Here is a 26,084-nt window from a genome sequence, read left to right on the forward strand (position 1 = left end):
CGCGGGCGGTCCGTCTTGTCGTTAGGACCTGCAACGGCGCGCGAGGTCTGGCGGGTTGGGGCCGGCGGCGGCGAGGGGGAGGGGCCGCCGCCGGCGCGGCTCACGGCTTGGCCGTGGCGGCCGCCTCGATCACCTCGGCCACGGCCTTGGGGTGCGAGACCATGACGACGTGCGAGGCGCCCTCGATCACGACGGTCTTCTTGGAGTCCGCGCGCTTGGCCATGAAGCCGAGGGCGGCGGGCGGAATGTTCTTGTCGCCCGTGCCGTAGACGAACCACGAGGGCAGGCGCCGCCAGGCCGGCGGGCCCGAGGCCTCGGTCAGCGCGGCGTCGCGAACGGGGCGTTGGGTGGCGGCCATCAGCGCCGATTCCTCGGGCGCGACGTCGGCGGCGAACTGGGCGCCGAACCTGTCCTGGTCGATGTAGAGATCCTTGCTGCCGTCCGGCAGCATGACGGGCGGGGCCAGGGCCTGTCCAAGCGTGCCGCCCGGGAAGCGGCCGGTCAGCTCCAGGGCGTTCTCGCCGGCGTCGGGGGCGAAGGCCGCCACGAAGACCAGCGCCTTGACGTTCGGCGGCGTCGCGCCGGCGTCGCTGATCACCGCGCCGCCGTAGGAGTGGCCGACCAGCACGACGGGGCCCTGGACGGCGGCCGCCACCCGGCCGACCGAGGCGGCGTCGTCCTTGACGCTACGCAGCGGATTGGCGGCGGCGATCACGCGATAGCCGTCGGCCTTCAGCTGCGCCGCGACGCGGTTCCAGCTGGCGGATTCGGCGAAGGCGCCATGGACCAGAACGATCGTGACGGGCTTGCGGGGCGGCGCGGCCAGCGCGGCCGACCCGCCGAGAGTCAGGACCATGGCGAGCGCGCTGAGCAGTTTGGGCATGGATGGCTTCCCGGGACCGGAGATGAAGAGGTGCGCCGACGCGCAGCGGCCCCCTGGCCGCGGTCTTCATCTTGATCGAACCGGGCGATTTGGCGCGTTAGGCGTCGCGAGGCGCTGTGAGTTCTCGCAGCGCCGGGGGCGCGTCGTCGGCGAGGACGCGGCCGCGGGTCTCGTGCAGGAGGAGAGCGGCCAGGGCGACCAGGCCGTAGGCCCCGGCCACGACGGCGGCCAGGACGGGCGCGAGGCCGACCTCGTCGACGCCCGCGCCGATGACGCCGGTCGTCAGCCCCGCCACGCCGCGTCCCAGGTTGTAGCAGAAGCCCTGGCCCGATCCCCTCAGCGCGGTCGGATAGAGCTCGGCCAGCACCGGTCCGCTGGCGCTGAACATGCCCGTGGCCAGGAAGCCCAGCGGAAAGCCCAGGACGATGGCCAGGGCCTTTGAGTGCGGCAGGGCGAAATAGACCGGGACGAACAAAGTGGCGGTCACCGCGAAGGTCAGCAGAGCCCCGCGCCGGCCTATATGGTCGCTGAGCCAGGACCCGCCGAAATAGCCGAGAAACGAGCCGCCGATCATCACGGCCAGCCGTCGGCCCGCGTCGCCGTCGCCGGCTTCGAAGCGCAGCAGGGTGGGCAGCCAGGTCGCCAGAGCCCAGTAGCCGCTGTGCAGGCCGATGGCGAGCAGGGCCCCGCGGAACGTGGCGTAGGCGTGCCGGGGCGCGAACAGATCGCGCCAGATCGCCGATCGCTCGCCGCGCCGCCCGGCGGGTGGAGACGGGAAGCGATGGCGAAGCAGCAGGACGCCCAGGGCGAGAACGGCGGCCAGGCCGAACGCCACGCGCCAGCTCAGGACCGGATCATGGAACGAGAAGGCCGAGAAGACGCCTCCCGCCGCGATCGCCCATCCGACGGCCCAGGCGCTTTGCGCGGCGCCGACCATGCGCCCGCGCGTGGCCGGCGCGGCGGCCTCGGCGACCAGCACGATCCCGACAGCCCATTCCCCGCCGAAGGCGGCGCCTTGGATCGCGCGGGCGATCGTCAGTTGGACGGCGTCGCGGGAGATCGCGCAAAGCAGCGTCGCGGCCGCGAAGAGCAGGATCGTCGCCCGCAGAACCCGCACCCGGCCCAGGCGGTCCGACAGCGCGCCGGCGATCCAGCCGCCCAGGGTCGAGGCGACCAGGGTGACGCTGGCGATCGCGCCGGCCTGCAGGGCGCTGAGGCCCCACGCGGTCGCGATGGTCGGCTGCAGCAAGGGATAGAGCTGGATCGCCAGGGCGTTCAGCACGAAGCCGGCGAACGCGATCCAGAACGTTCGGCGGCCCTGGGCGTCGAGCGTTCGATACCAGTGCGGAGTCATCCCGGTCTTCAGTCCCCACCTTAAGTCACGGCTCAAGGAAACAGCACGGTTGGTAGCCGAGCCGGGCACAGCGGGATAGTCGCCGCTGTTCGCCGTTTGTCGAAGATTGATCGGCTCGGGCGAACGCCCCTAGTTAGGACGAAGGCGATTGATGGGCGGACATGCGTCCGAGCGTGATGGAAGGATCGACCTCTTGGAGCGCGTATTTTCCGATCCCGAGGTCGGTTGGCTCGCTTTCGGGCCGTTCGAGCTGGCGCCCAGCAAGCGGTTGCTGGTTCGGAACGGCGCGCCGGTCGAGATCGGCGGCCGGGCGCTGGACCTGCTGGTCGCCCTGGTCGAACAGGCCGGACGGGTCGTCTCCAAGCGGGAACTCTTCGAGCGCGTCTGGCCGGGCCGGGTCGTCGAGGACGCCAGCCTGCGCTTTCATATGGCCAACCTGCGCAAGCTGTTGGGCGACGGAGAGGGGGACGAGCGCCTGATCGCCACGCAGGTCGGCGTGGGCTACGCTTTCGTGGGAACGGTCAGGACGGCCGCGGCCGTCGAACCGGCGCCGCCGGCCGGAATCGGCGGCGCGGCCTTGTCGTTGAGCGCCGCCGGCGCGCTGCCGGCCCGGACGCGGCTGATCGGCCGGGAAGCGGATGTTCGGCGTGTGCTGGACGGCCTGGCCGAGCCCCGCCTGTTCACGGTGGTGGGGCCGGGCGGCATGGGCAAGACGAGCCTGGTGATCGATGTGGGCTGCAGACTGGCCAGCGAGCATGGCCGCAACGTGCGCTTCGTCGATCTGGCGGCCCTGGCGGACGGGGCGCTGATCCCCTCGGCCCTGGCGGGCGCCCTGGGCATCCCGGTGCAGACCGAAGATCCGATGAGCGTCCTGTTGGGCCACATCCAGGCCAGGGATGTCGTGCTGATCCTCGACAACTGCGAGCATCTGGTCGACGCCGTCTGCGCCGTCGCCGAGCGCATCCGGGAGGCGGCGCCGAAGGTCAGCCTGCTGGCCACCAGCCGCGAGCCCCTGCGGGCGCGCGACGAACACATCCACTGGCTCGGCGCCCTGGCGTTTCCGAGCGACACGACCGGACTGTCGTTGCAGGAAATCCTGGCCTTCCCGGCGGTCGAACTCTTCGTGGAGCGGGCGTCCGCCGCCAACAGCGCCCTGGAGGTGGGCGCTGACGAGGCGCGCACGATCGCCCAGATGTGCGAGCGGCTCGACGGCATGGCCCTGGCCATCGAACTGGCCGCGGTGCGGGCGGCCGCCCACGGCCTGGAGACCACCGGCGCCATGCTGGGCGAGCGGTTCGCCCTGGGCTGGGCCGGACGCCGCACCGCCCAACCCAGGCAGCAGACCCTGCAGGCCACGCTGGACTGGAGCTACGGACTGCTGAGCCCGACCGAACGGCGCACGCTGGAAAGGCTGTCCGTTTTTCGCGGAGCGTTCTCGCTGCGGGCGGCGCTGCCGATCGTCTCCGACGGCGACCTGGACGAGGCGCAGGTCGTCGCGGCGTTCGAGGAGCTTGCGTCCAAGTGCCTGGTCACGCCGGATCGGACCCATTGTCCCGAGGCCTATCGGTTGCTGGAGACCACCCGGGCCTATGCCAGGGCCAAGCTGGACGAACGGGGCGCGGCCGAGCTGGATGTGGTTCGCCGGCGACATGCGGTCTTTTTCCGCGACACGCTGGCCGGGTTGGGCGAAACGCCCGAGGAGATCTTCGCCGGCGCGGCCATGATGTCCGGCCAGATCGGCAACATCCGCGACGCCCTGGAATGGGGCTTCGGTCCGAAGGGGGATCTGGCCGTGGCCGCCTCCCTGGTGGCCGCCGGCGTTCCGCTCTTCGCCTACCTCTCTCTGTTCGTGGAGTGCCGCGCCTGGTGCGAGCGCGCGGTCCGGAGCCTGGGCGACCAATTCCACGGCACGGCTATGGAAATGGAGCTGCAGGCCGCCCTTGGCCTGACCATCATGTTCACGCGCGGCAACGCCCCCGAGGCGGGCGTCGCCTTGCGCCGGGCGCTCGACATCGCCGTCGCGCTGGGGGATCGCTGGAACCAGCTGCGGTTGCTGGGCCGGCTCCACATCTTCCATGAGCGCGTGGGCGAATTCGAACAGGCCCTGGCCTGGGCCGAGCAAGCGGTGGACGTCGCCGAGCGCGTCGGCCATCCCGAGGCGATCGGCCTGGCCGCGTCGCTGGCCGGCGTGTCGCACCATCTGTTCGGCGACCAGGCCAGGGCGCGCCGCGAACTGGAGATCTCGCTCCAGAAGAGCGCGCCGTCGCAGCGAAGCCGCACGCTGTACTATGGCTTCGATCATCGCAATCGGTCCGGCATCGCCCTCGCGCGCGTCCTGTGGCTGCAAGGCCTGCCCGACCAGGCTCGGCGATTGGCGGTGCAGACCGAGATCGAGGCCATCGGGCTCGACCACCCCGTGACCCGCTGTATCGCCCTGATCTGGAGTCACTCGATCTATGTCTGGACGGGCGACGAGGCGCAGGCGCAGGCCAGCCTGGACGCCTTCGCCGAGATCGCCGAGGTCAACGGATTCGTCCCCTACATCGCCGCCGCGCTGGGCCAGCGTGGCGTCCGAGCCATCGAAACGGGGCGGGCCGTCGATGGCGTGGCCTGGATCGAAGAGAGCCTCGCGCGGCTGCACGCCGCCCGCTACGAGCTGCTGACAACGACGTTCGAACTGGCCTTGGCCCAGGGTCTGCTGATTTGCGACCGACTCGACGACGCCCTCCACACGGTGGACGCCACGCTGGCGCGGTGTCGCGCGAACGGCGAGGCCTTCGCCCTGCCGGAACTGCTGCGTCTGCGCGCCCGCATCGTCGGACAAGACGGCGCCGGCCCGCAAGCCGAGGCCGAACGGTTGCTGGTCGAGGCGTTGAACACCAGTCGGGAACAAGGCGCGCGCGCGTGGGAGCTGCGCGCCGCGCTGGATCTGGCGCGGCTCTGGCTGGCGCAAGGGCGGACCGACGAAGCGCCGGCTCTCCTGACGCCCTTGCGGGACGCGTTCGTAGAAGGCCTGGACACGGCGGATCTGCGCGATCTCGAACGGCTTTGGGGCCTGCTCCAGGAAGCGATGGTTGCGTCCAAAGGGCCATGATCCGCCAGCGACGTCGGGAACCGCGCTCGCGGTCGACGGCGGCGCCGTTTCTGTGGCTCAGAGGGGGACGATCAGGGAGAACCGGGCGCCGCCGAGCGGAGCGTCCGGCGCGGCCGGGAGCAGGGTCAGGGCGCCGCCATGGCCCTGGGCGATCTGGCGGGCCAGGCTGAGGCCGACGCCCGATCCCGTCGCCTTGGTGGTGAAGAAGGGCAGGCAGACCTGGTCGGTATGATCGTTCGGTACGCCCGGCCCGGAATCCTCGACCAGGAACCGGATTTCGCTCTCGGTCCGGTGAACGCCGAGGCGGACGTGGGGATCGGGGCGTTCCAGCGCCGCCTCGGCGGCGTTGTTGAGCAGGTTGCCGATCGCCAGCCACATCTGGTCCGCGTCGATCCGGATCTCGTCGGCCGGCGGCGGCGGACAGTCGAGCGTCACGCCCCTGGCGGCCCATTGCGCCCGGAAGCTCTCCCGCGCCACGTCCAGCCAGGCGGGGAGGTCGACGACGCGGGGCGCGGGCGGCGGCAGGCGGGTCAGGGTCCGATAGGCGTCGATGAAGTCCCGCAGCCCTTCGGTTCGGGCCACCGCCCGTTCGAGCGCCGAGATCGCCTGGCCCGTCGCGGCCGGGCCGCCGTCGCGCAGCAGGTCTAGGGCGCTGCGGCTCATCGACGCCACCGGCGTCAGGGCGTTCATCAGCTCGTGGTTCAGGACCCGCAGCAGGTCACGCAGCGCCGCGGCCTCGGCGGCGCGGACGTCGGCCGTCATGTCGGTCAGCACGACAAGGTCGGCATGGCCGTCGTCGTCGACGATCTCGGCCCGGCTGACGGCGTAGCTGGCGTCGCGCCAGCGCAACGGCGAGGTCAGGCTCGACAGCGGCCGATCGCCCGTCAGGGCCAGGCGAGCGGCGTCCGGCAACGCGTGCGGCGTGTCAAAGGCGCGGCGCGCGGCGCGATTGGCGGCGACGATCCGATCGTCGCCCATTCCCAGCAGGATCGGCGATGGCGTCTGGTCCAGCAGCAGTTCCAGCCGGCGGCGGTTCAGCGCCGCCGCGAAGCCGGTCCTGGCCTGGATCGGCGTCGGCCGGACCACCCGCCAGGCGCCCGGTTTCTGGGCCAGGTCCAGGGCCAGCGCCGCGCCGGCCAGCGCGCACAGCAGCGCCGTCGCGTACAGCCCGCGCGTGACCGCCAGCCAGGCCAGGACGCCGAGCGCGAAGATCGACGCCTGGGCCAGGAGGCGCAGGGCCAAGGCCTTAGAGCCCATGCTTCTCCATCCTGCGATACAGCGCCGCGCGGGTCAGGCCCAGGTCCTTGGCCGCCTGCGAGACGTTGAACTGGCGCCGCGTCAGCGCCGCCTGGATCAGCGCCTTTTCCGAGCGTTCGAGGTTGAGGTCCCGCGGCGGCAGGTTGGCCGGCACGCGCCGGGGCGTGTCCATGGCCGCGCGCACCGACGCCAGCAGGCGCTCGTTGTTCCAGGGCTTGACGACGAAGTCCTGGGCCCCCAGCCGCATCGCCTGCACGGCGATCGCCATGCCCGAATGGCCGGTCACCACGACCACCGGCAGGTCCGGCCTAGCGGCCAGGCGCTTCTCGAGGAAGGCCAGCCCCGCGTCGCCGGAGGTGTCGCCCCGCCGGAAGTTGAGGTCCAGCAGCAGCACGTCGACGGCTTCCCGGTCGAGGCGCTCGTGCGCGGCTTCCGGCGTCTCGGCGGCCAGGAAATCGAACCCGCCGCGCGCCAGGATCAGCTCGGCCGCCGCCAGGATGTCGGGGTCGTCGTCGAGAAACAGCGCGCACGGGCGACGGTCGTCGGACCTGTTCGGAATCGGACACATTGGGGAGCTCATCGAGGACGAGAGTTTCGTGTAATGGCCAATAAGTCAAATAAATCCAGCATCTTATTGTAATTGCGCGGTCTGTATTAGCCTGGGAGCATGAGCAGGCTCGCCTCGACTTCCCCAACGGCCTCCGGCGGCATGGACCGCCGCATCGAACGGCGCTGGCGGCCGACGCCCGCGCTGCGCTGGGCCGTCGGGCTCGGCGCCGTAGCGGTCGCGGGGCTGCTGGCCTGGGGGCTTTCGCCGAGGGCCGGCACGGTCGAGGTCGACTCGGCGGCCCTGTCGTTCGGCGTGGTCGTCCGCGCGCCCTATCTGGACTATGCGCAGCTGCGCGCCGAGGTCGCGCCGGCCCAGACCACGTTCGTCGCCGCCGAAACCTCGGGCCGGGTCGAGGCCGTCCCCGCCGCCGACGGGGACCTGGTCGCGGCCGGGCAGGAACTGGCTCGTCTGTCCAATCCGCAATTGAGCCTGGAGGTGACGACGCGCGAGGCCGACATCGCCGCGCGGCTCAGCGAGAACACCGGCCGCCTGATGAGCCTGAAGAGCGCCGAGGAGAACCGGGAGCAAGCCTTGGCCGACACCGCCCACGCGCTGAGCCGGGCGCGGCAGGAGCTGGACCGGCGGCAGATCCTGCTGGCCAAGGCGATGCTGAGCCCGTCGGCCGTACAGTCCTATGTCGAGGAGGTCGACTACCAGAAGGAGCGCCTGGCCACCCTGCGGGCCGCGCAGCGCTCGGACGCGGCCTTCTACGCCGAGCAGCGCGCCCAGGCCGCCCGCAGCGCCCAGGACCTGCGCCGCAGCCTCGTCGAGACCCGCGCCGGGCGTTCGGCCCTGGTGGTTCGCGCGCCGACGGCCGGTCGGCTCACGGCGTTCGACCTCAAGCCCGGCCAGGCCGTCCGGATGGGCGACCCGCTGGGCCAGGTGGACGCCGAGGGCGCCTACAAGCTGCGCGCCAAGCTCGACGAGTTCTACCTGCCCCGGCTGTCGGTGGGGCAGAGCGCTCAGGCGACGGTCCGCGATCGGCCAGTCTCGGCCCGGGTGACGAAGGTCTTCCCGCAGATTTCGGATGGACGGGCGACGCTGGAACTGGCGTTCGAGGGCGTCCCGCCCGAGGGCCTCAGGCGCGGCGAGACCATCGACCTTCGCCTGTCGCTGGGACGGCCCCAGGCCGCGGTCGTCGCGCCGTCGGGCGCGTGGCTGAACGACACCGGCGGGACCTTCGCCTTCGTTCTGTCGCCCGACGGCGCGCGGGCCGAGCGGCGGGCCATCGTGCTGGGGCGGCGAAATCCCGAGCAGGCCGAGGTGCTGGGCGGCCTGAAGCCGGGCGAACGCATTGTCACCGCCGGCGCCCAGGACGTCCTCAAGGCGAAGTTTCTCCGGATCCGATCGAAGGGATGATCATGATCGAACTGCAGTCCGTCTCGCGGCTCTATCGCTCGGACGAGATCGAGACCACGGCGCTTCACGGGATCTCCTTGTCTATCCGGCGTGGGGAGTTCGTGGCGGTGATGGGCCCGTCGGGATGCGGCAAGTCCACCCTGCTGAACATTCTCGGCGCGGTCGATCGTCCGACATCCGGCCAGTATCTGTTCGGGGGCGTGGACCTGGCGCGACGGAGCGAGGGCGTGTTGGCCCAGCACCGCGCCCGGCATCTGGGCTTCATCTTCCAGAGTTTCAACTTGGTCGACGACCTGACCATCGCCGAGAACATCGAGCTGGGCCTGATCTACCGCAAGGGCCGCTCGGGATCGCGGCGAGCGCTGGTCGAGGCGGCCATGGACCGGGTCGGGATCGCCCATCGCGCCCGGCACTTTCCGCACCAGCTTTCGGGCGGACAGCAGCAGCGCGCGGCCATAGCCCGGGCGATCGTCGGCGAACCCGACCTGCTCCTGGCCGACGAGCCCACCGGCAACCTTGACACCGAGAACGGCGCCCAGGTCATGGACATCCTCAGGGGCCTGAACGCGACCGGCGCCACCATCGTCATGGTCACCCACTCGCCCAGCCACGCCGACCAGGCCGGCCGGCGGATTGACATGCTGGACGGCCGGTTGGTGGCCTCCGTCGCCCAGGCCCTGTGAGGCGCGCCATGCTGCAGTCCGTCCTGATCGCCTTCTGGCGCTCCTTCACCCGGCGCCCGCTCTACGCCGCGCTCAACCTGCTGGGCCTGAGCCTCGGCGTGGCCGCCTTCGTGACGCTCAGCCTGCTGCATCGCTTCGAGACCGGCTACGACCGCTGGACGCCCGAGCGCGACAAGATCTATGCCGCCGCCATCGCCTTCAACGTCCCAGGCGTCGCGCCGGGCGCGCGGGTCGGGGCCATGGGCGGACTGCTGGAGGAGATGAAGCTGGACTATCCCCAGGTGCGCGGCGTGCGGGATTGGACGCAGCCGGCGGTGATCCACAGGGGCGCCGGCGTTTCGAGCGAGCAGATCGAGCTGGTCGACGCCGACTTCCTGACCTTCTTCCAGGTCCCGCTGATCGCCGGCGACCGCGGCGCGGCCTTGCGGGACCCGGCGGACCTGGTCCTGTCGGAGACCATGGCCCGCAAGTATTTCGGCGCTGTCGACGTCGTTGGCCGCCGTCTCGAGATCAGCGATCTGGCTGGCCGAAACGCCTACACCGTCACCGCGGTGCTCCAGGATCTTCCCAAGAACAGCAATCTGCGGCTGGACTTTATGCGTCTCCTGACGCCGCGCGACATCGCGACGACGGGAGGCTGGAACATCTGGGGCATCGTTACTCTCCAAGCCTATTTCAAGTTCGACGATCCCGCCGAGGTCCCGGCCCTGGAGGCGCAGTTGCCGGGCTTCGTCGATCGCCGCGTGGGCAAGGCCTTCGGCGACGGGGTGACGCCGCACGACATTATGAGGTTGAGCTTCGTGCCGCTGGCGGACGTTCACCTCGTCGATCCCAAGCAACGCGCCGCGATCGAGGCTCTGAGGCTGGTCGGCTGGGTCGCTTTGGGCCTGGCCCTGATCAACTACGTCAACCTGGCGACCGCCCGCGCGGGACTGAGGGCCCGCGAAGTGGCGGTGCGCAAGGCCCTGGGCGCCGGGGCCGCCGTCCTGCGCCTGCAGTTCCTGGGCGAGGCGGGGTTGACCATCGCCCTGGCGTTCCTGATCGGCCTGGCGATGGTCGAGCTGGCCCTGCCGCTGATCAACGCCGCCGGCGGGTTGTCGCTGGGGCTGGACTATCGCGTCGATGGCGCGTGGGTCGCGGGGGTCTTCGGTTTGGTGCTAGCGGCCGGGCTGGCGGCCGCGGTCTATCCGGCCTTCATGCTCTCGGCCTACCAGCCCGCCCAGGTCTTGGCCTCGAGTCGCACGCCGAGCGGCGGCCGGTTCGGGGCGCGGCTGAGGGAGGGGCTGATCACGGTCCAGTTCGCCGCCGTCGTGGCCGCCTTCGTGCTGATGCTGGGCTTCCTCGGCCAGATCCGCCACATGCAGGCCGTCGACTTCGGCTTCCGGCGCGACGGGCTCTATCTGGTCACCGCCACGCGCGGCGTCGGGGCAACGACGCAGCAGCGCCAAGCCTTCTGGAGCGCCGTCCAGCGCATCCCCGGCGTGACCGGCGTAGCGGCCGGCAGCGCGGCGCCGGCCGACCAGACCATGGAGTCGAACTCGACGGCCACGCGCCTGGATCGACCAACGCGTCCAGAACTCTCGCCGACGCTGAACTGGTCCGCGGTCGGCCCGGACTATTTCCAGACGCTGGGAACGAGCCTGGTCGCCGGGCGGCTGCTTGACCTCGCGCATGGCGGCGACGAGCAGTACGTGCCTAACGCCGGTCCCGAAACGGTGACCAACGCCGTTATCAGCCGCGCGGCGGTGCGCCAGCTGGGCTACGCCTCGCCGCAGGACGCCCTGGACAAGCTGCTGGACTTCCAGAACCGGAAAACCCGCATCGTCGGCGTCGTCGAGGACATGCGCTTCTACAGCCCCACGGAGAAGACGCCGGCCAAGCTCTATACGTTCAATGGCTATCCCGCCTATTGGCCGGTCGGCTGGCCGATCACGCTGGTGCGCTATTCGGGGCTCAGCGAAGCCGAGGTTCGCGCGCGGCTGGAGGCCGCCTGGCGCCAGGCGGCTCCGGATGTCCCGTTCGAGGGCAAGACCGCCCTGGTCAATCTGGACCGCTACTACAAGCCCCAGCGCGACCGCACGAACCTGTTCAGCCTGGGCGCCATGGTGGGGGCGGGGATCGGCTGCATCGGGCTCTACGGCCTGGCGGCGTTCAACGCCTCGCGGCGGACACGAGAGATCGGCGTGCGCAAGGTGCTGGGGGCGACCCGCGCCCAGGTGGCCCGGCTGCTGATCGGCCAGTTCCTGCGCCCGGTGGCGGTCGCCTGCCTGGTCGCCTGGCCGCTGGCCTACTGGATGCTCCGGCGCTGGCTCTCGCAGTTCGACGATCCGGTCGCCGTGGGCCCGCTGGTCTTCGTCGCCGGGGCCGCGGCGGCGATCGCCATCGGCCTGATGGCGGTCGGCGGCCTGGCCTGGTCGGCGGCGTCGGCCGAACCGGGCAGGGCGCTGCGACATGACTAGCTTCGCCGCAGCACCAGGGTGACGATAGAGCGGGGCGGGGCGACGGTTCCGGGGATCGGTTGCAGTCGCCGCGTCGCGTCGGTGACGACCATCCGGGCCGACCAGCCCGTCAGGGGCGTGGTCAGTTCGCGCGGCGAGAGCCCGCCGTTGACATGCACCAGGATCAGTTCGGCGCCGTCAGGCGACACAGCGCCGACGGTGTCCAGGTCGTCGACCGGCGTCAGGCGGTGGCCGGGCCGGATGTAGCGGCTGAAGTGCGCCATCGCATGGTACTTGGCCGTGACATGGATCGCGTGCGGCCCCTCGGGCGGGCCGCGCAGGTCGGCCTTGACCAGCCCCCAGTTCGAGCCCGGCTTGCCGTCGCGCGTGCTCAGGTCCTCGACCGCCTGCCAGAAGACCCAAGCCGCCGGCTCCAGCCGCTTGAGGTCCATGACCACGTGTTCGGCCAGGGCCAACGGCGAGCCCATGCCGTCGAAGGCCTCGGGCTCCTTGTCGAGGGGCGTGTCGTTCTCGGACATCCATAGCCGCAGGCCGGAGGCCCTGGCCACGTCGCGCACGCCGGTCTGGTTGACGACGCCGTAGCTGTGCACGTTCAACTGCCCGATGGCCGCGCGGGCCGCCTCGGGATAGGCCTCCCAGTCGGCCAGGAAGCGGTGCGAGTTGGTCTCGTCCGGCGCGCTGACGACCGTCTTCAGCCCGCGGGCCCGAAGCGCCGCGGCCGAGGCGAGGATCATCTCGGCCTGGCGAGCGGGCGACCAGTGGGCGCCCTCCTGGGTGTTGGCGGCGAACCAGTAGTCGGTGTTGGGCTCGTTGACCGGCGACAGGGTGCGGAAGGCGATCCCGTGGCGGCGCTGCAGTTCGTCGACGACGCGGGCCAGATAGGCGGCGAACAGGGGCTCCAGGCCCGGCCGCAGGTTGTCGTCGGTTCCCTTCACCGCGCCCGACACCTTGCCGCTGACGGTCATGAACCAGGGCGGCGAGTTGGAGAAGGCCTCAAGGATCGGCCGGTCCACGCGGGCCTTGATCGCGTCGAGCCACCAGCGCTGGTTGGCGTCGGCCGACCAGTCCCACATCGACTCGTCCTCGGGACGCCACCAGTCCTCGCCGACCGCGCCGGCCGGCCGGCGCCAGAAGCCCGGGACCGCCGCGCCGGTCCGCAGATAGGGCGGATCCCCGGGCCTGGCGCCGCCGCCGATATTGTAGCGCCCGATGGTCCAGCCCAGCCCGTCCGGACCATAGAACAGGTCGGCCAGCCGCCGGCGTTCCGCCTCGGGCCAACCTCCGGTGACGTTGGCGAACCAGGCCAGGGCCGTCCCCCAGCCTTCGAACGCCGGGCCCGCGCGATCGAGGGCCGGACGCAGGGTGAGCTGGACCCTGGGCGTCCGGGGCGTCGCGGCCACGGCCCTGGAGCCGATCGCCAATCCCGCCAGGAGGCCGAGGGCCTCGCGTCGTGACAGCCCCATGAAGCCTCCCGTGTCATTGTCGCACTACGTCAGGTTTGGTATGATAATTGATATTTTCCGGCAAGCCGGCCCATGATCGATCGGGGCCGAGCGATCGTGTCGTCGCGAACTGGCCTGGACACCTTCGGGGGCGAGGACGGCGCCGATGAATGGCGGTCGTTCGCGCGCGGCCCGCGCGGGAGGCGCGCCGCTGATCGTCAGCCGCCCCTGTTTGCTCACGAGGATTCCCTTTTCCCCCGCCAAGCTTGAATATTCCGCCCGAAACGTTCGCCTTCAGTCCGAAGGAAAAGGAGGGGGAACGATCGATGCGACTCGGGGCCAATCCCAAAACCCCTGGCGGCGCAGCGATGCTGGGAGGGCGATCGCCGCCGTCTTGCGGAACCGTGCGCCGGGATTTCAGCAGGCCAATTCTCTTTTACTGGCCTGACCACTAAAATCATACTTGTAGTACAAATGAGAGCGGAATATGTCTGGCTCGAAATCGCGCCGCACGAGAGCGCGATGAATCGAAAGCAGGAGGAAAACGAGATGAGGGGTATTCAGTTCCGGCTGATGTTGAGCGCGTCCGTGGCGGCCCTCGGGGTCTGCGCGGCCGCCGGATCGGCGGCGGCCCAGGCGGCGAGCGACACCGCGGCCCAGGCTCCGGCCGACCAGACGGTTTCCGAAATCGTCGTCACCGGCGTGCGCGCGAGCCTGCGCTCGGCCCAGGCGATCAAGCGCAACGCCGACCAGGTCGTCGACTCGATCCAGGCCCAGGACATCGGCAAGCTGCCCGACGCCAACACCACCGAGGCCCTCCAGCGCGTGACCGGCGTCCAGATCCAGCGCCGCTACGGCGAGGGCGCGACCGACTTCGACCACCGCACCCAGCCGGCGATCGCCATCCGGGGCCTGACCCAGGTGCAGAACTTCCTCGACGGACGCGCGGTCTATTCGGCCTCCGGCGGCCGGGCGTTCGACCTCGAAGGCGTGCCGCCCGAGCTGCTGGCCGGCGCCGACGTCTACAAGAACGCGCCCGCCAACATCATCGAAGGCGGCGTCGGCGGGGCCGTGAACCTGCGCACCCGCAAGCCTTTCGACTCGCCCGACCGCGTCCTCAGCGCCACGTTCCGCGGCAACTATTACGACCGGGTCCGGAAGAACGGCGGCTCGATCTCGGGCCTCTACAGCGACCGGTTCGACACCTCGGTCGGCGAGATCGGCGTGCTGCTCAACGCCGTACTGAGCAAGAGCCGCTATCGCCAGGACGGCCTGCTGGCCGGACCCTTCGACGCCGTCAAGCCGGGCTCGATCGCCAATGCGCCGGCCAACGCCCAGGTGCCCTACGGCTTCGAGATCTACGACGACACGGGCGACCGCAAGCGCCTGGGCATCGCCGCGGCGGTGCAGTGGCGGCCGAGCGATCAGCTGCTGCTGACGGCCCAGTACCAGCGGACCAAATACTGGTTCAACCGGACCGGCGCCTACTATTACGACTTCAACAACCGCTCCAACGTCAAGGACGCGAACGGCAACATCATCGAGTACGGCACGGACCCTCTGACCGGCGCGAGCTTCACCTTCAACGACGAAGGCTACGCCACCAAAGGCTCGCTGCAGAACCAGACCTTCGAGACCGGGCGTTTCGACCAGCAGCTCTGGAGCCAGAGCCAGAACTTCACCCTGAACGCGGCTTGGACGCCGACCGACCGCCTCAAGGCCAATTTCGACGCCCAGTACCTGAAGTCCTACTACAATGCCGACCGCAACGGTCACGTGCTGTCGCTCTACTCCCAGTCGGGCCAGACGGGGCTGACCGCACCCCACAAGTCGATCGTCGACTTCGACCTGACCGGCAAGTACCCCCGGTGGGACGTGCGTGACGCGTCGGTCCTGAACAACCCGGCCAACTACACCACGCCGTTCATGGCCGACTCCCTGCAGCGCAACGACGCCGACACCCTGTCGCTGGCGGCGGACGTCGAGTACGACCTCGAAGGCGGCTTCTTCGAAAAGCTGCGCGGCGGAGCCCGCTATTCCGACAACAGCATCGACCTGCGGGGCACCTGGCACGGCGTCTGCATCACGGCCTTGGGGCCCGACGCGAACTGTTCGGCGCCGTCCGGCACGCCGCTGGTCCCGCTTTCGGCCCACCCGGAACTGTCGATGCCTGGCCCGTCGATGCACTGGTTTGACGGCAACACCGTCAGGGGCGGCCTGCTCTATCCGGCCTTCCCGAAGGGCGACGGCGTCTGGGCCCAGACCAAGGCGCTCTACGCCCTGTTCGGCGCCCAGACCAAGGACGCCTTCACGCCGGGCGACCTCAACAGCCAGACCGAGAAGACCTATACCGGCTGGGCGATCGCCGACTATGCGGGCGAAGTGGCCGGCGTGGCGATCGACGGCGGCGTCGGCGTGCGGGTGATCAAGACCGAGGCCACGTCCACGGGCACCCAATTCAACAATGACGGGACCACCGCGCCTATCGACGTGGACAATAGCTACACGCGCGTCCTGCCCAGCTTCAATCTGCGCGCCAAGCTCACTGATACGCTCCAGGCTCGCCTGGCCTATTCCAAGGGCCTGGCCCGACCCAATTTCGACCAGCTGTCGACCAACCTGACGCTCAACAACCCCAACCAGGTCAATCCGAAAACGGGCCATCCCAGCGCCAGTTCCGGCAATCCCATGCTGCGGCCCATCGAGTCCGACAACTACGACCTGACGGCCGAATGGTACTTCAACGACACCGGCTCGCTGACCGCCGGGGTCTTCTACAAGAAGGTCGACGGCTTCCTGGCCAACGGCACGGTCGAGGGCACGTACAACGGTAAAATCTACGACGTCAGCACCGTGGTCAACACGGGGAAGGGGACCGTCAAGGGTCTGGAACTGGGCTACCAGCAGTTCTTCGATTTCCTGCCGGGGCTGCTCAGCGGGCTGGGCGTCCAGGCCAACTACACCTATGTCGACAGCAGCGTGACGAACCCCTTCTTCTCGCCTGGGTCCGATGCGCCGGCCCAGCTGCCGCTCCAGAAGCTGTCGAAGAACAGCTACAACCTGATCGGCCTCTACGAGAAGGGACCGGTCAGCGCCCGCGTCGCCTATAACTGGCGCTCGGCCTATCTGGACCAGACCACGGGCAGCGGCGCGAACGGCCAAGCGCAATACGCCAAGCCCTACGCCTCGCTCGACGCGTCGCTCAGCGTCGACATCAACGACCACGTGGCGTTCTCGGTGGATGCGGTGAACCTGAACAACCGCATGAACGTGCTCTACATCGGCACGCCCGCCGCGCCGCTGCAGTACCAGCTCAACGACAGGCGCTTCGGCGTGGCCCTGCGCATCACCTACTGATCCTCCCCAGCTGGCCGGCGTGGCGCCGCGATGCGCCACGCCGGCGCTTTTTTGACAAAACCCTTCGGTCCGCGAAGCAAGACATGGTTCGATCGATCCGATGCTGACCGAAACTTCGCGCCAGAACGGACCGCTGACCCGCATCGCCATCGTCGGCGGCGGCGCGGCCGGCTGGATGGCCGCCGCCGCCCTGGCCCGCGTGCTCGGACCCCAGGGGCCGGCCATCACCCTGATCGAGTCCGAGGAAATCGGCATCGTCGGGGTGGGGGAGGCGACGATCCCGCCCATCCGCGCCTTCAACGCGATGATCGGCCTGGATGAGGACGTCTTCGTCCGCGAGACCAAGGGCACCTTCAAGCTGGGCATCGAGTTCGTCGACTGGCGCCGGCGCGGACATCGCTATTTCCATCCGTTCGGGGTCTATGGTCCCGACTTCGGCCCCACGCCGTTCGAGGGCGCCTGGCGAAGGCTGCGCCAGGTCGGCCAGGCCGAGCCGCTGGAGGCCTATTCGATCTGCGCCCAGGCCGCGGCCGCCGGGCGCTTCGCCCGTCCCCAGCCCGGCGCCGGGCCGCTGTCGCAGCTGGCCTACGCCTTCCATTTCGACGCGGCGCTCTACGCCCGACTGCTGCGCGCCCACGCCGAGGCCGCCGGCGTCGTCCGCCGCGAAGGCAAGGTGGCCGCCGTCAACCTGCGCGGCGGCGACGGCTTCGTCGAGTCGGTGACGATGGAGGACGGCGAGCGGATCGCGGCCGACCTTTTCCTCGACTGCACGGGTTTTCGCGCCCTGCTGATCGGCCAGGCGCTGGACAGCCCGTTCGAGGACTGGTCGCGATGGCTGCCCAACGACCGCGCCGCGGCCGTCCCCTCCGTCAATGCCGGCCCGCCGGCGCCCTACACCCGCTCGACCGCCCGCGAGGCCGGCTGGCAGTGGCGCATCCCGCTGCAGCACCGCACCGGCAACGGTTATGTGTTTTCCAGCCGCCACATCTCCGAGGACGAGGCGGTCGGCGCCCTGCTGGCCAATCTCGACGGCGAAGCCCTGGCCGAGCCGCGCGTGCTGCGCTTCCAGGCCGGCCGGCGCCAGGCGGGCTGGGTCAAGAATGTCGTCGCCTTGGGCCTGGCCAGCGGCTTCCTGGAGCCGCTGGAATCGACCAGCATCCACCTGATCCAGGTCGGGATCGCCCGGCTGCTCGAGATGCTGCCGACCCGCGCGTTCGAGCCCGCCGACGCCCGCCGCTACAACCGGCTGATGGCGGCCGAGTTCGAGAGCGTGCGCGACTTCCTGATCCTGCATTTCCACGCCACCGAACGGAACGACACGCCGTACTGGGACCAGCTGCGCGCCATGGCCGTTCCCGACACCCTGCTGGAGCGCCTGCGCATCTACCGCGCGACGGGGCGGGTGTTCCGCGAGAGCGACGAGCTGTTCACCAAGACCAGCTGGTTGGCGGTGATGGACGGGCAGGGGCCCAAGGTCGAAGGTGGCGAGCCCCTGGCCGAAGGCCTGCCGCTCGACCAGGCCCGGGACCGACTGGCGCGGATCGCCGCCGCGACGGCCGCGGCCGTCGGGCGGATGCCGTCCCAGACGGACTTCATCCGCGCCCATTGCCAAGCCGGCGCGCTGGCCGCCGTTTGATCCAGATTTTGACCGACAGCCGGGGCGAGCCGCCCCCTTGGAAGAGGTTCGTATGCGACGGGTTCTATTGACGGGTTTCGCCTCGTTCGGGCTGCTGACGGCGGCTCACGCCGAGGACGGGCCCCGGGTCCAGGCGGTGCAGGTGGACGCCTCGCGGCCGGACTGGGAGAACCCGGCGGTGTTCGCGCGCGGCAAGCTGGCGGCCAGCGCCACCCACTTCCCGTTCGAGACGCGCGAAGCCGCCCTGGCCGGCGACATGACGAAGTCGGTCCGCTACCAGTCGCTGGACGGCCCGTGGTCGTTCAGCTTCTCGCCGTCGTCGGACGCCGTGCCGGTTGGGTTCGAGAAGCCCGACTATGACGTCTCGAGCTGGAAGACCATCAAGGTCCCGGCCATGTGGCAGGCCGAGGGCTACGACCAACCGCGCTACAACAACATCACCTATCCGTTCCCCGCCAACCGGCCGTTGATCCCCCACGCCACCAATCCGGTCGGCTCGTACCGCCGCACCTTCGAGATCCCGGCCGGCTGGAGCGGCCAGGACGTCATCCTGCACATCGGCGCGGCCGGCTCGGCCTACCAGGTGTGGGTCAACGGCCAGGAGGCCGGCTATGCCGAAGACTCCAAGCTGCCCAGCGAGTTCGACGTCACCCGCCTGCTGAAGCCCGGCCAGAAGAACATCGTCGCCATCCAGATCCACCGCTGGTCGGACGGCTCCTACCTGGAGGACCAGGACTTCTGGCGGGTCTCGGGCATCGAGCGCTCGGTCTATCTGAAAGCCGCCCCCAAGGCCCGGGCTAGCGACCTGTTCGTCCATGCCGGCCTGGACAAGGCCTATCGCGACGGGGTGCTATCGACGGATGTCGAGCTGACCAAGCGCGACCAGCCGGTCATCGTGCGCCTGAGCCTGCTGGACGGCGAGCGGACCGTCCTGACCCGCGAGGCCAAGGTCGCGGCCGGCGCGGCCAGGACCCGCACCCTGTCGGCCACCGTCCCGGGCGTGCGCCAGTGGACGGCCGAGACGCCCAATCTCTACACCCTGCTGGTCGAGGTGCTCGACACAAAGGGCCAGGTGATCCAGGCCACGCCCCAGCGCATCGGGTTCCGCACCGTCGAGATCAGGAACGGCCGGGTGGCGGTCAACGGCAAGCCGATCGTCATCCGCGGCGTCAATCGCCACGAGCATGACCCCGAGACCTTCCACGTCATCTCCGAAGCCTCGATGCGTCGCGACATCGAGCTGATGAAGCGCAACAACATCAACGCCGTGCGCACCTCGCACTATCCCAACGATCCGCTCTGGTACGCCCTGGCCGACGAATACGGCCTCTATGTCATGGACGAGGCCGACATCGAGAGCCACGCCTACATGGACTACGCCAACAAGCATCCGGAGCTGCGGCCCAAGCTGCAGATCGGCTTCGACCCGGCCTGGGAGCAGGCCCATGTCAGCCGCGTGCTGAACATGGTCGAGCGCGACAAGAACCACCCGTCGGTGATCTTCTGGTCGCTGGGCAACGAGGCCGGCATCGGCCCCAACTTCGAGAAGGCCGCCGCCGCCGCCCGCAAGCGCGATCCGAGCCGCCTGATCTCGTACCTGGGCTGGGGCACGTTGGATTGGGAGCACGAGCCCAACGCCTTCGTCGACATCTATGCGCCGATGTACGACGACATCGAGAAGATGGTCGACTGGGCCACCGATCCCAGCCGCACTCAGCCGATGATCCAGTGCGAATATTCGCACATGCAGGGCAATTCCGGCGGCAACTTCAAGGACTACTGGGACACCATCTACCAGTACGACAAGCTGCAGGGCGGCTTCATCTGGGACTGGGTCGACCAGTCGATGTACCGCTACGCCAAGGACGGCCGCCGCTACTGGGGCGACGGCGGCGAGTACGGGCCCAACCCGGGCGGCGACGTCGAGTTCGGCGACGGCCTCAACCAGCCCGACCGCACGCCCAACCCGCACCTCTACGAGGTGCAGAAGGTGCTTTCGCCGATCCAGTTCGGGGCCTTCGATCCCGCGGCGGGCCGGGTCACGGTGACCAACCGCCACGACTTCCGCGACCTGTCGGGCTTCACCTTCGACTGGACGCTGGAGGAGAACGGCGTGGCTGTCGCCTCGGGCGACCTGCCGCCCCTGACGACGGCCGCCCGCGCCAGCCAGACCATCGCCCTGCCGCTGCCGGCCCTGCCGCGCAAACCCGGTGCGGAGTACTTCGTCACCGTCCGCGCCAAGGCCAAGGACGGCGCCGTTCCGCTGACCCCGGCCGGCTATGTCGTCGGCTGGGAGCAGTTCGCGCTCGCCGCCGCGCCGGCCCCGGCGGTCTCACGCGCGGGTCCAGTGTCGCTGGCCGAGACCGGCTCGGCGATCACCGCCTCGGCGGCCGGCGCCACCCTGACCATCGACAAGGCCACCGGCCTGGTCGATGGCTACGCCAAGGACGGCGTCGTTCTGGCCAAGGGCGGCCAGCCCAACTTCTTCCGCGCCGAGACCGACAACGACACCCTGAACGGCGTCGTCGCCCAGCAGCGGCCGTGGCAGGCGATGACCGACGCCCGGCAGGTGCGCGGCCTCACCGCGCGCAAGACCGATGGTGGGGTCGAGATCGTCGTCGACTACGCCCTGGGCGCCGGCGCGGCCCGCTTCGTGACCACCTACACCATGGCCGGCGACGGCTCCGTCGCGGTGGCCGGGGAGTTGACGCCGCTGAAGGACGACCTGCCGCCGCCGGTGCGCGTGGGCCTGTGGTTCACCGCCCCGACCAGCCTGAAGACCGTCGAGTGGTACGGCCGCGGGCCGCATGAAAGCTATGTCGACCGCTACACCTCGGCGCCGATCGGCCTGTGGCGCGGGGCGATCGCCGACCAGAACCACGACTACATGCGGCCCCAGGACACCGGCAACAAGGTCGACGTCCGCTGGATGGAGCTGAACGGCGACGGGCGGGGCCTGAGGGTCACGGGCGAAAAGCCGCTGATGATGACGGCCCTGGCCTTCCCCTACGAGGACCTCTATCGCCGCGCGCCGGGAGCCTGGAAGTCGACCGACATCGTCCCGCACGGCGAGGTCACCCTGCTGGTCGACTCGGCGCAATGGGGCGTGGGCGGCGACACGGCCTGGAACCATGTCGGCGTGCCGCACATGAAGTATCGCACCAGGCTGGAGCCGACCCGCGTCGCCTTCCGCCTGGAGCCGTTCAGCGGCGAGGGGACCCAGGCGGACAAGGCGCGGCCCGCGCGCGCGACCGAGGTCCAGTGACCTTGGTTTCGTCGTAACCCGCCGCCTTCCGGCCTCCGCCACGGCACCGTCGGACCTGTTCAGCTTTCCGTGTAGCGGAGCAGAAGCCAGTCCCGTCCGGTGAGGAGCAGGGCCAGTTCATCGACGGCGGCCGGCGGCGCGCCCGCATAGAAGAGCGCGAGCTCCTCGGCGAGCGCCCGCGCCCTGTCTTCAGGCAGCGCCGTCTCGCGCCGGAACCCGAGCATGCGGGCGCCGATCCCGAACAGCGAGAGGCCGTACTCCGCCTCCAGCCGTCGGGCCAGGGCGTAGGCCTGCATCGGGTTGAGGTCGGCTTGAAAATAGCCGTTGGGAAAGGCCGCGATCGTCTGCGCGGCCGAAGCGACCGGCACGAACTGGAATAGGACGATCTTCTCCCGGGCGATCCGCAGGGCCGCCTCGGGGTCTGCGTTGATCGTGATCAGGTCGTTCGAGTCCCCGGGCGTTTCCCAGTCCAGCATTCCGAAAACCTGCTCGAGCCCGACATCGCGCGCGCGTTCGAGGAGGTTGGCCAGGCGGATGGGGAATTCGGCGGGCGTGCTGAGATAGCCCAGGTGTTCGCCGTTCTCGAACACGTCGGGGCCGAGTTCGGACAGGTCGTGGCCCCGGACCTCATCCAGCCCGTGGTGATCCACGCCATGCCCGGACGTGTAGGAAGCTTGTCCCAGGTCGTCCAGCGAGGCGAGGACGCGCACGCGCGGACGGTCCCGTTGCAGGCGGGCGTGCAGGGCCAGCAGACTCGCGAACGAGGGCAGGTCGTGCGCCGCCAGGCCATCGCACAGCAACGGGCTGAAGGTCCGGGGCCTGGCCTCGGTGAACGAGACAAGCTTCGGCGGCTTGCGGGGGAATCCGAACATGGGGGCATGACGGCAGCGCATCCCTGGTTGTCAAGCATCGCGCGGGAGCCCCGCTGCAGCCCTCCGGTTGCGCATCCGTACGATGTTATGTGTATATCGTATAAGATATTTGACATAAATAATATTATCAGCCTTCCTGCGGGCGCAGCGCGTCTATCGGAGGCGCGATCGTTTCGGAGGGGTTTTCCATGCGCAGCAGACTCGCGCGCCTTGATCTCCTGGCGGGAGCCGCGGCCGTCGCGGTCCTGTCAGTCGTGGCCGGGGCTCCGGCCGCTTTCGCCCAGGAGGTCGCCACGGCGGACGAGCCGGCGACGCTTGACGCGGTGGTGGTGACCGGATCGCGGATCAAGCGGCCCAATCTGGTTTCGGCCAGCCCGATGACCGTCGTGGGCGACGACGAGATCAAGTACCAGGGCGCCACCTCGATCGAGAGCGTGCTCAACCGCCTGCCGCAGTTCACCGCCGACTCCAACGAGAACGGTTCCAACGGCTCGGACGGCACGGCGCGGGTCAACCTGCGCAACATGGGGGCCAGCCGGGTTCTGGTGCTGGTCGACGGCCAGCGGATGCTGCCGACCGAGACCGCCGACGTGAACTTCATCCCCAGCGCCCTGGTCGACCGGGTGGACGTGGTGACGGGCGGCGCCTCGGCCGTCTACGGGTCCGACGCGGTGTCCGGCGTGGTCAACTTCATCCTCAAGAAGGATCTCAACGGCGTGCGGCTGGACGCCCAGTACGGCATCGCCCAGCACAGGAACGACAACGATTATCCCCGGTCGCTGATCACCGCGGCGGGCTACAAGCTGCCCGAGCGCTCGGTCACCGACGGGGCGCGGGCTGACGTCAACCTGGCCTTCGGCATGAACGCGCCGGACGGCAAGGGCAACGTCACCTTCTATGTCGGCTATCGCGAACTCAAGCCGGTCACCCAGAACACCCGCGACTATTCGGCCTGCGGCCTCAACCTGGCCGGAGACCGGAACAACGCTCTGGTCTGCGGCGGCTCCAGCAACAACGAATACGGCCTGTTCACCCTGCTCAGCGGTCCCAACGCCGGCCAGACCCTGAACAACACCAAGGACGGCAACAAGACCTGGGTGCCGTACGACAGCTCGTTCCTCTACAACTACGCGCCCACCAACTACATCCAGCGCTCGGACAGCCGCTACACGGCCGGCGCCTTTGGGCACTACGAGATCAGCAAGGCCGCCGAGGTCTACGGCAGCTTCATGTTCATGGACGACCACACCTTCTCGCAGGCGGCCCCGTCCGCCCTGTTCCAGGGGACGACGTTCAAGATCAACTGCAACAACCCGCTGATGTCGGCCTCCCAGGCCGCGACCTTGTGCGGCTCGGCCGCGGGCACGGACGTCAACCAGGACACCTTCATCGGCTACCGGCTGACCGGACCCGGCAGCGCGCCCCGGCGCGACGACCTGCGCCACACCGCCTACCGCATCAACTTCGGCTCGCGCGGGGAGATCGCGCCGGGCTGGAGCTACGACGCCGGCTTCCTCTATTCCCAGGTGGTGCTCGACGAGAGCTACAAGAACAACGTCGACAACGCCAAGGCCGCCAAGGCCTTGCAGGTGGTCAATGTCAACGGGACGCCGACCTGCAAGTCGGTGGTCGACGGCACCGATCCGAGCTGCGTGCCGATCGACGTGTTCAAGTACCAGGGCCTCAGCGCGGCGGCCTACAAGTACCTCTACGCCCCGACCTACACCCACGGCGTGCAGCGCGAGAAGGTGCTGAGCGCGACGGTGAACGGCGATCTGGGCCAGTACGGGGTCAAGAGCCCCTGGGCCAACGACGGCGTCGCCCTGGCCCTGGGCGTCGAGCATCGCCGCGAGGAGCTGAAGTTCGAGGCCGACGCCCTGGCCCAGGCGGCCGGCACCAAGGAGAACGCCGGCGCCTTCAGCGTCAGCGAGGTCTATGGCGAGGTCGACCTGCCCCTGGTTCAGGACGCGCCGTTCATCAAGAGCCTGTCGGTCAACGCCGGCTACCGGACCTCGAAGTACGACTACCTGGACAACCGGGTTTCGACCTACAAGGTCGAGCTGCAATATGCGCCGACCTCGGACGTGCGGTTCCGCGCCAGCTACAACCGCGCGGTCCGGGCGGCCAACATCAGCGAACTGTTCGCGGCCCAGTCGCTGGGCAACGTCTCCGCCGTGGACCCCTGCGCTGGGACGACGCCGACGGCGTCCGCCGCGGCCTGCGCCCTGACCGGCGTCACCGCCGCCCAGTACGGCAAGATCCCGGAGTGCCCGGCCGAGACCTGCGTCACCCAGGGCGGCGGCAATCCGGACCTGAAGCCGGAAGTGGCCGACACCCGCACCGCCGGCGTCGTGCTGACCCCGCGCTTCCTGCCTGGCTTCTCGATGTCGCTCGACTATTTCGACATCTATGTCGACCAGTACATCGGCTCGGTCGACGCGCCGACCGTGATCAACCAGTGCGTCCAGACCAGCAATCCGTACTTCTGCAGCCTGTTCCACCGCGACCCGACCTCGGGCGTGCTGTTCGGCGATCGCGGCTACATCGTCGCCACCAACCAGAACACCGGCTTCCTGCAGACCTCCGGCCTGGACGTGACCGGCAACTATCGCTTCGACCTGTCGTCCCTGACCAAGGGCGGCGACTGGGGCGAGCTCGACTTCAGCTTCGTGGGCACCTACCTCAACAGCCGCAAGATCGAGCAGCTGCCGGGCCTGGGCGCCTATAACTGCAAGGGCCTGTTCGGCCCGACCTGCGGCCAGCCCAACCCGGCCTGGCGCCACCAGCTGCGGACGACCTGGATGCTGCCGTGGATCCCGGCCACGGTCTCGGTCAACTGGCGCTATTTCGGGGCGACCAACCTGTCGAGCAACGACAGCAATCCATTCCTTCAGGGCGACTACGTCGAGATCAATCGCAAGATCAAGGCCTACAGCTACATCGACCTGGCGGCGAACTGGAAGGTCCGCGAGCAGCTGTCGCTGCGGGCCGGCATGAACAACGCCTTCGACAAGGACCCGCCGGTGATCGCGGCCGGGCTGCTCAGCTCGTTCGGCAACGGCAACACCTATCCGGGCGTCTACGACCCGATGGGCCGGACGCTGTTCGTGGGCCTGACCATGGACTTCTAAAGGCCACCCAACTTCCTCCGAGGGTCAGCGAAGCTCGCTGCCTCTCGGGGGCGGATCCCCTAGGTCAACTCAACAGCCACCGCGCCCCCGGCCGGTGGCTGTCTTTCTATGTCGAAGGGGGAGCGCTTGAGACGGCGCTCGGCAAGGCCATCCCAAATCCGCTCATCCCGGCGAACGCCGGGACCCAGATCCCGAAACGGAGCGGCTGATTGGAAAAGCTCGGAGCCCGGGGAACCCACTACGCCGCCATGCCATCTGGATCCCGGCGTTCGCCGGGATGAGCGGAGGTTTTGGAGGTTATGCTCGGCGGATAGCGAACAGAGTTCAGCAATTTCAACGCCCTGAACTTTCTCGACCCCGATCTGTCCTCACCCTCTCAGACCGGCCGCATACTGGTCCCACCTGAAGGCACGGGAAGGGCGTCCGGCCGGCGACCGAGCGGCTTTCAGGGGTGGACGAGCGGGAAGCGCCTCGCCGGTGGTCTTGAGTGACGCTTCGCGGCGGTCCAGGTCAGGTTCCTTGCAACACAGGACGAAGCCCGGCGGCGAAGGATCGGCGGACGCGGCAGGCCTGGGCTGAAATCGCCCAGGCGGTCCGGAAGGGTCGTCAACCTTCCGCCCGTCGGGGGCCTCCATCGGAGCGGGTTAAAAATCCGCGATCCGAAGGCTTCCGGATAACGGCT

Annotated in this window: 14 protein-coding genes; 8 read left to right on the top strand and 6 right to left on the bottom strand. The window is 69.4% G+C overall.

Annotation, left to right across the window (positions count from 1 at the left end; all coding sequences use genetic code 11):
* Positions 1–100 precede the first annotated feature (100 nt).
* Together BM066_RS20405 and BM066_RS20410 are read right to left on the bottom strand one after the other, a co-directional pair.
* Entirely contained in the window at positions 101–883 is a 783-nt protein-coding gene (locus tag BM066_RS20405; protein ID WP_018061837.1) for an alpha/beta fold hydrolase, read from the bottom strand.
* Positions 884–980: 97 nt separating this feature from the next.
* The gene (locus BM066_RS20410; RefSeq protein WP_018061836.1) at positions 981–2,237 is read right to left on the bottom strand and encodes an MFS transporter; all 1,257 of its coding nucleotides are present in this window, start codon (positions 2,235–2,237) and stop codon (positions 981–983) included.
* A gap of 193 nt (positions 2,238–2,430) precedes the next feature.
* Between BM066_RS20410 and BM066_RS20415 the strand changes: the two genes are divergently transcribed.
* Positions 2,431–5,331: an ATP-binding protein gene (locus tag BM066_RS20415; RefSeq protein WP_018061835.1), complete on the top strand. Its 2,901-nt coding sequence runs from the start codon at positions 2,431–2,433 to the stop codon at positions 5,329–5,331.
* 57 nt (positions 5,332–5,388) lie between these two features.
* Here the strand turns inward: BM066_RS20415 and BM066_RS20420 are convergent, their stop codons facing one another.
* Positions 5,389–6,588, bottom strand: a complete 1,200-nt coding sequence (locus BM066_RS20420; protein WP_018113143.1) for a sensor histidine kinase — start codon at positions 6,586–6,588, stop codon at positions 5,389–5,391.
* Positions 6,578–7,156 carry a response regulator gene (locus BM066_RS20425; protein WP_018062619.1) on the bottom strand — a complete coding sequence of 193 codons (579 nt, stop codon included), beginning with the start codon at positions 7,154–7,156 and terminating at the stop codon, positions 6,578–6,580. The genes BM066_RS20420 and BM066_RS20425 overlap by 11 nt, the downstream gene beginning before the upstream one ends.
* Positions 7,157–7,255: 99 nt before the next feature.
* On the opposite strand from BM066_RS20425, the gene BM066_RS20430 reads away from it, so the two are divergent.
* From BM066_RS20430 to BM066_RS20440, 3 genes are read left to right on the top strand one after another with little or no spacing between them, the layout of a single operon-like run.
* Complete coding sequence (locus tag BM066_RS20430) at positions 7,256–8,557, top strand: efflux RND transporter periplasmic adaptor subunit (RefSeq protein WP_255367667.1); 1,302 nt, start codon at positions 7,256–7,258, stop codon at positions 8,555–8,557.
* Positions 8,554–9,240, top strand: a complete 687-nt coding sequence (locus BM066_RS20435) for an ABC transporter ATP-binding protein (RefSeq protein ID WP_018062617.1) — start codon at positions 8,554–8,556, stop codon at positions 9,238–9,240. The genes BM066_RS20430 and BM066_RS20435 overlap by 4 nt, the downstream gene beginning before the upstream one ends.
* Positions 9,241–9,248: 8 nt before the next feature.
* Positions 9,249–11,699 carry an FtsX-like permease family protein gene (locus tag BM066_RS20440; protein WP_018062616.1) on the top strand — a complete coding sequence of 817 codons (2,451 nt, stop codon included), beginning with the start codon at positions 9,249–9,251 and terminating at the stop codon, positions 11,697–11,699.
* Here the strand turns inward: BM066_RS20440 and BM066_RS20445 are convergent.
* Complete coding sequence (locus BM066_RS20445) at positions 11,696–13,162, bottom strand: glycoside hydrolase (RefSeq protein ID WP_255367668.1); 1,467 nt, start codon at positions 13,160–13,162, stop codon at positions 11,696–11,698. The genes BM066_RS20440 and BM066_RS20445 overlap by 4 nt on opposite strands.
* A gap of 528 nt (positions 13,163–13,690) precedes the next feature.
* Here BM066_RS20445 and BM066_RS20450 point away from each other — a divergent pair.
* The 3 genes from BM066_RS20450 (at position 13,691) to BM066_RS20460 (ending at position 21,399) form a co-directional block, all read left to right on the top strand.
* Positions 13,691–16,498, top strand: coding sequence for a TonB-dependent receptor (locus BM066_RS20450; protein WP_255367669.1), 2,808 nt, complete (start codon positions 13,691–13,693; stop codon positions 16,496–16,498).
* Positions 16,499–16,598: 100 nt separating this feature from the next.
* The gene (locus BM066_RS20455; protein ID WP_018062613.1) at positions 16,599–18,134 is read left to right on the top strand and encodes a tryptophan halogenase family protein; all 1,536 of its coding nucleotides are present in this window, start codon (positions 16,599–16,601) and stop codon (positions 18,132–18,134) included.
* Positions 18,135–18,186: 52 nt separating this feature from the next.
* Positions 18,187–21,399 carry a glycoside hydrolase family 2 TIM barrel-domain containing protein gene (locus BM066_RS20460; protein ID WP_026176651.1) on the top strand — a complete coding sequence of 1,071 codons (3,213 nt, stop codon included), beginning with the start codon at positions 18,187–18,189 and terminating at the stop codon, positions 21,397–21,399.
* A gap of 59 nt (positions 21,400–21,458) precedes the next feature.
* Here BM066_RS20460 and BM066_RS20465 read toward each other — a convergent pair whose 3' ends face one another.
* Positions 21,459–22,271, bottom strand: coding sequence for a hypothetical protein (locus BM066_RS20465; protein WP_018062611.1), 813 nt, complete (start codon positions 22,269–22,271; stop codon positions 21,459–21,461).
* A 188-nt stretch (positions 22,272–22,459) separates the two neighbouring features.
* Here BM066_RS20465 and BM066_RS20470 point away from each other — a divergent pair, with 188 nt between their 5' ends.
* Positions 22,460–25,402, top strand: a complete 2,943-nt coding sequence (locus tag BM066_RS20470; RefSeq protein ID WP_018062610.1) for a TonB-dependent receptor domain-containing protein — start codon at positions 22,460–22,462, stop codon at positions 25,400–25,402.
* Positions 25,403–26,084 lie beyond the last annotated feature (682 nt).

Origin of the sequence: Caulobacter sp. UNC279MFTsu5.1 (assembly GCF_900114015.1) — a bacterium.
In the GTDB taxonomy this organism is placed as follows: domain Bacteria; phylum Pseudomonadota; class Alphaproteobacteria; order Caulobacterales; family Caulobacteraceae; genus Caulobacter.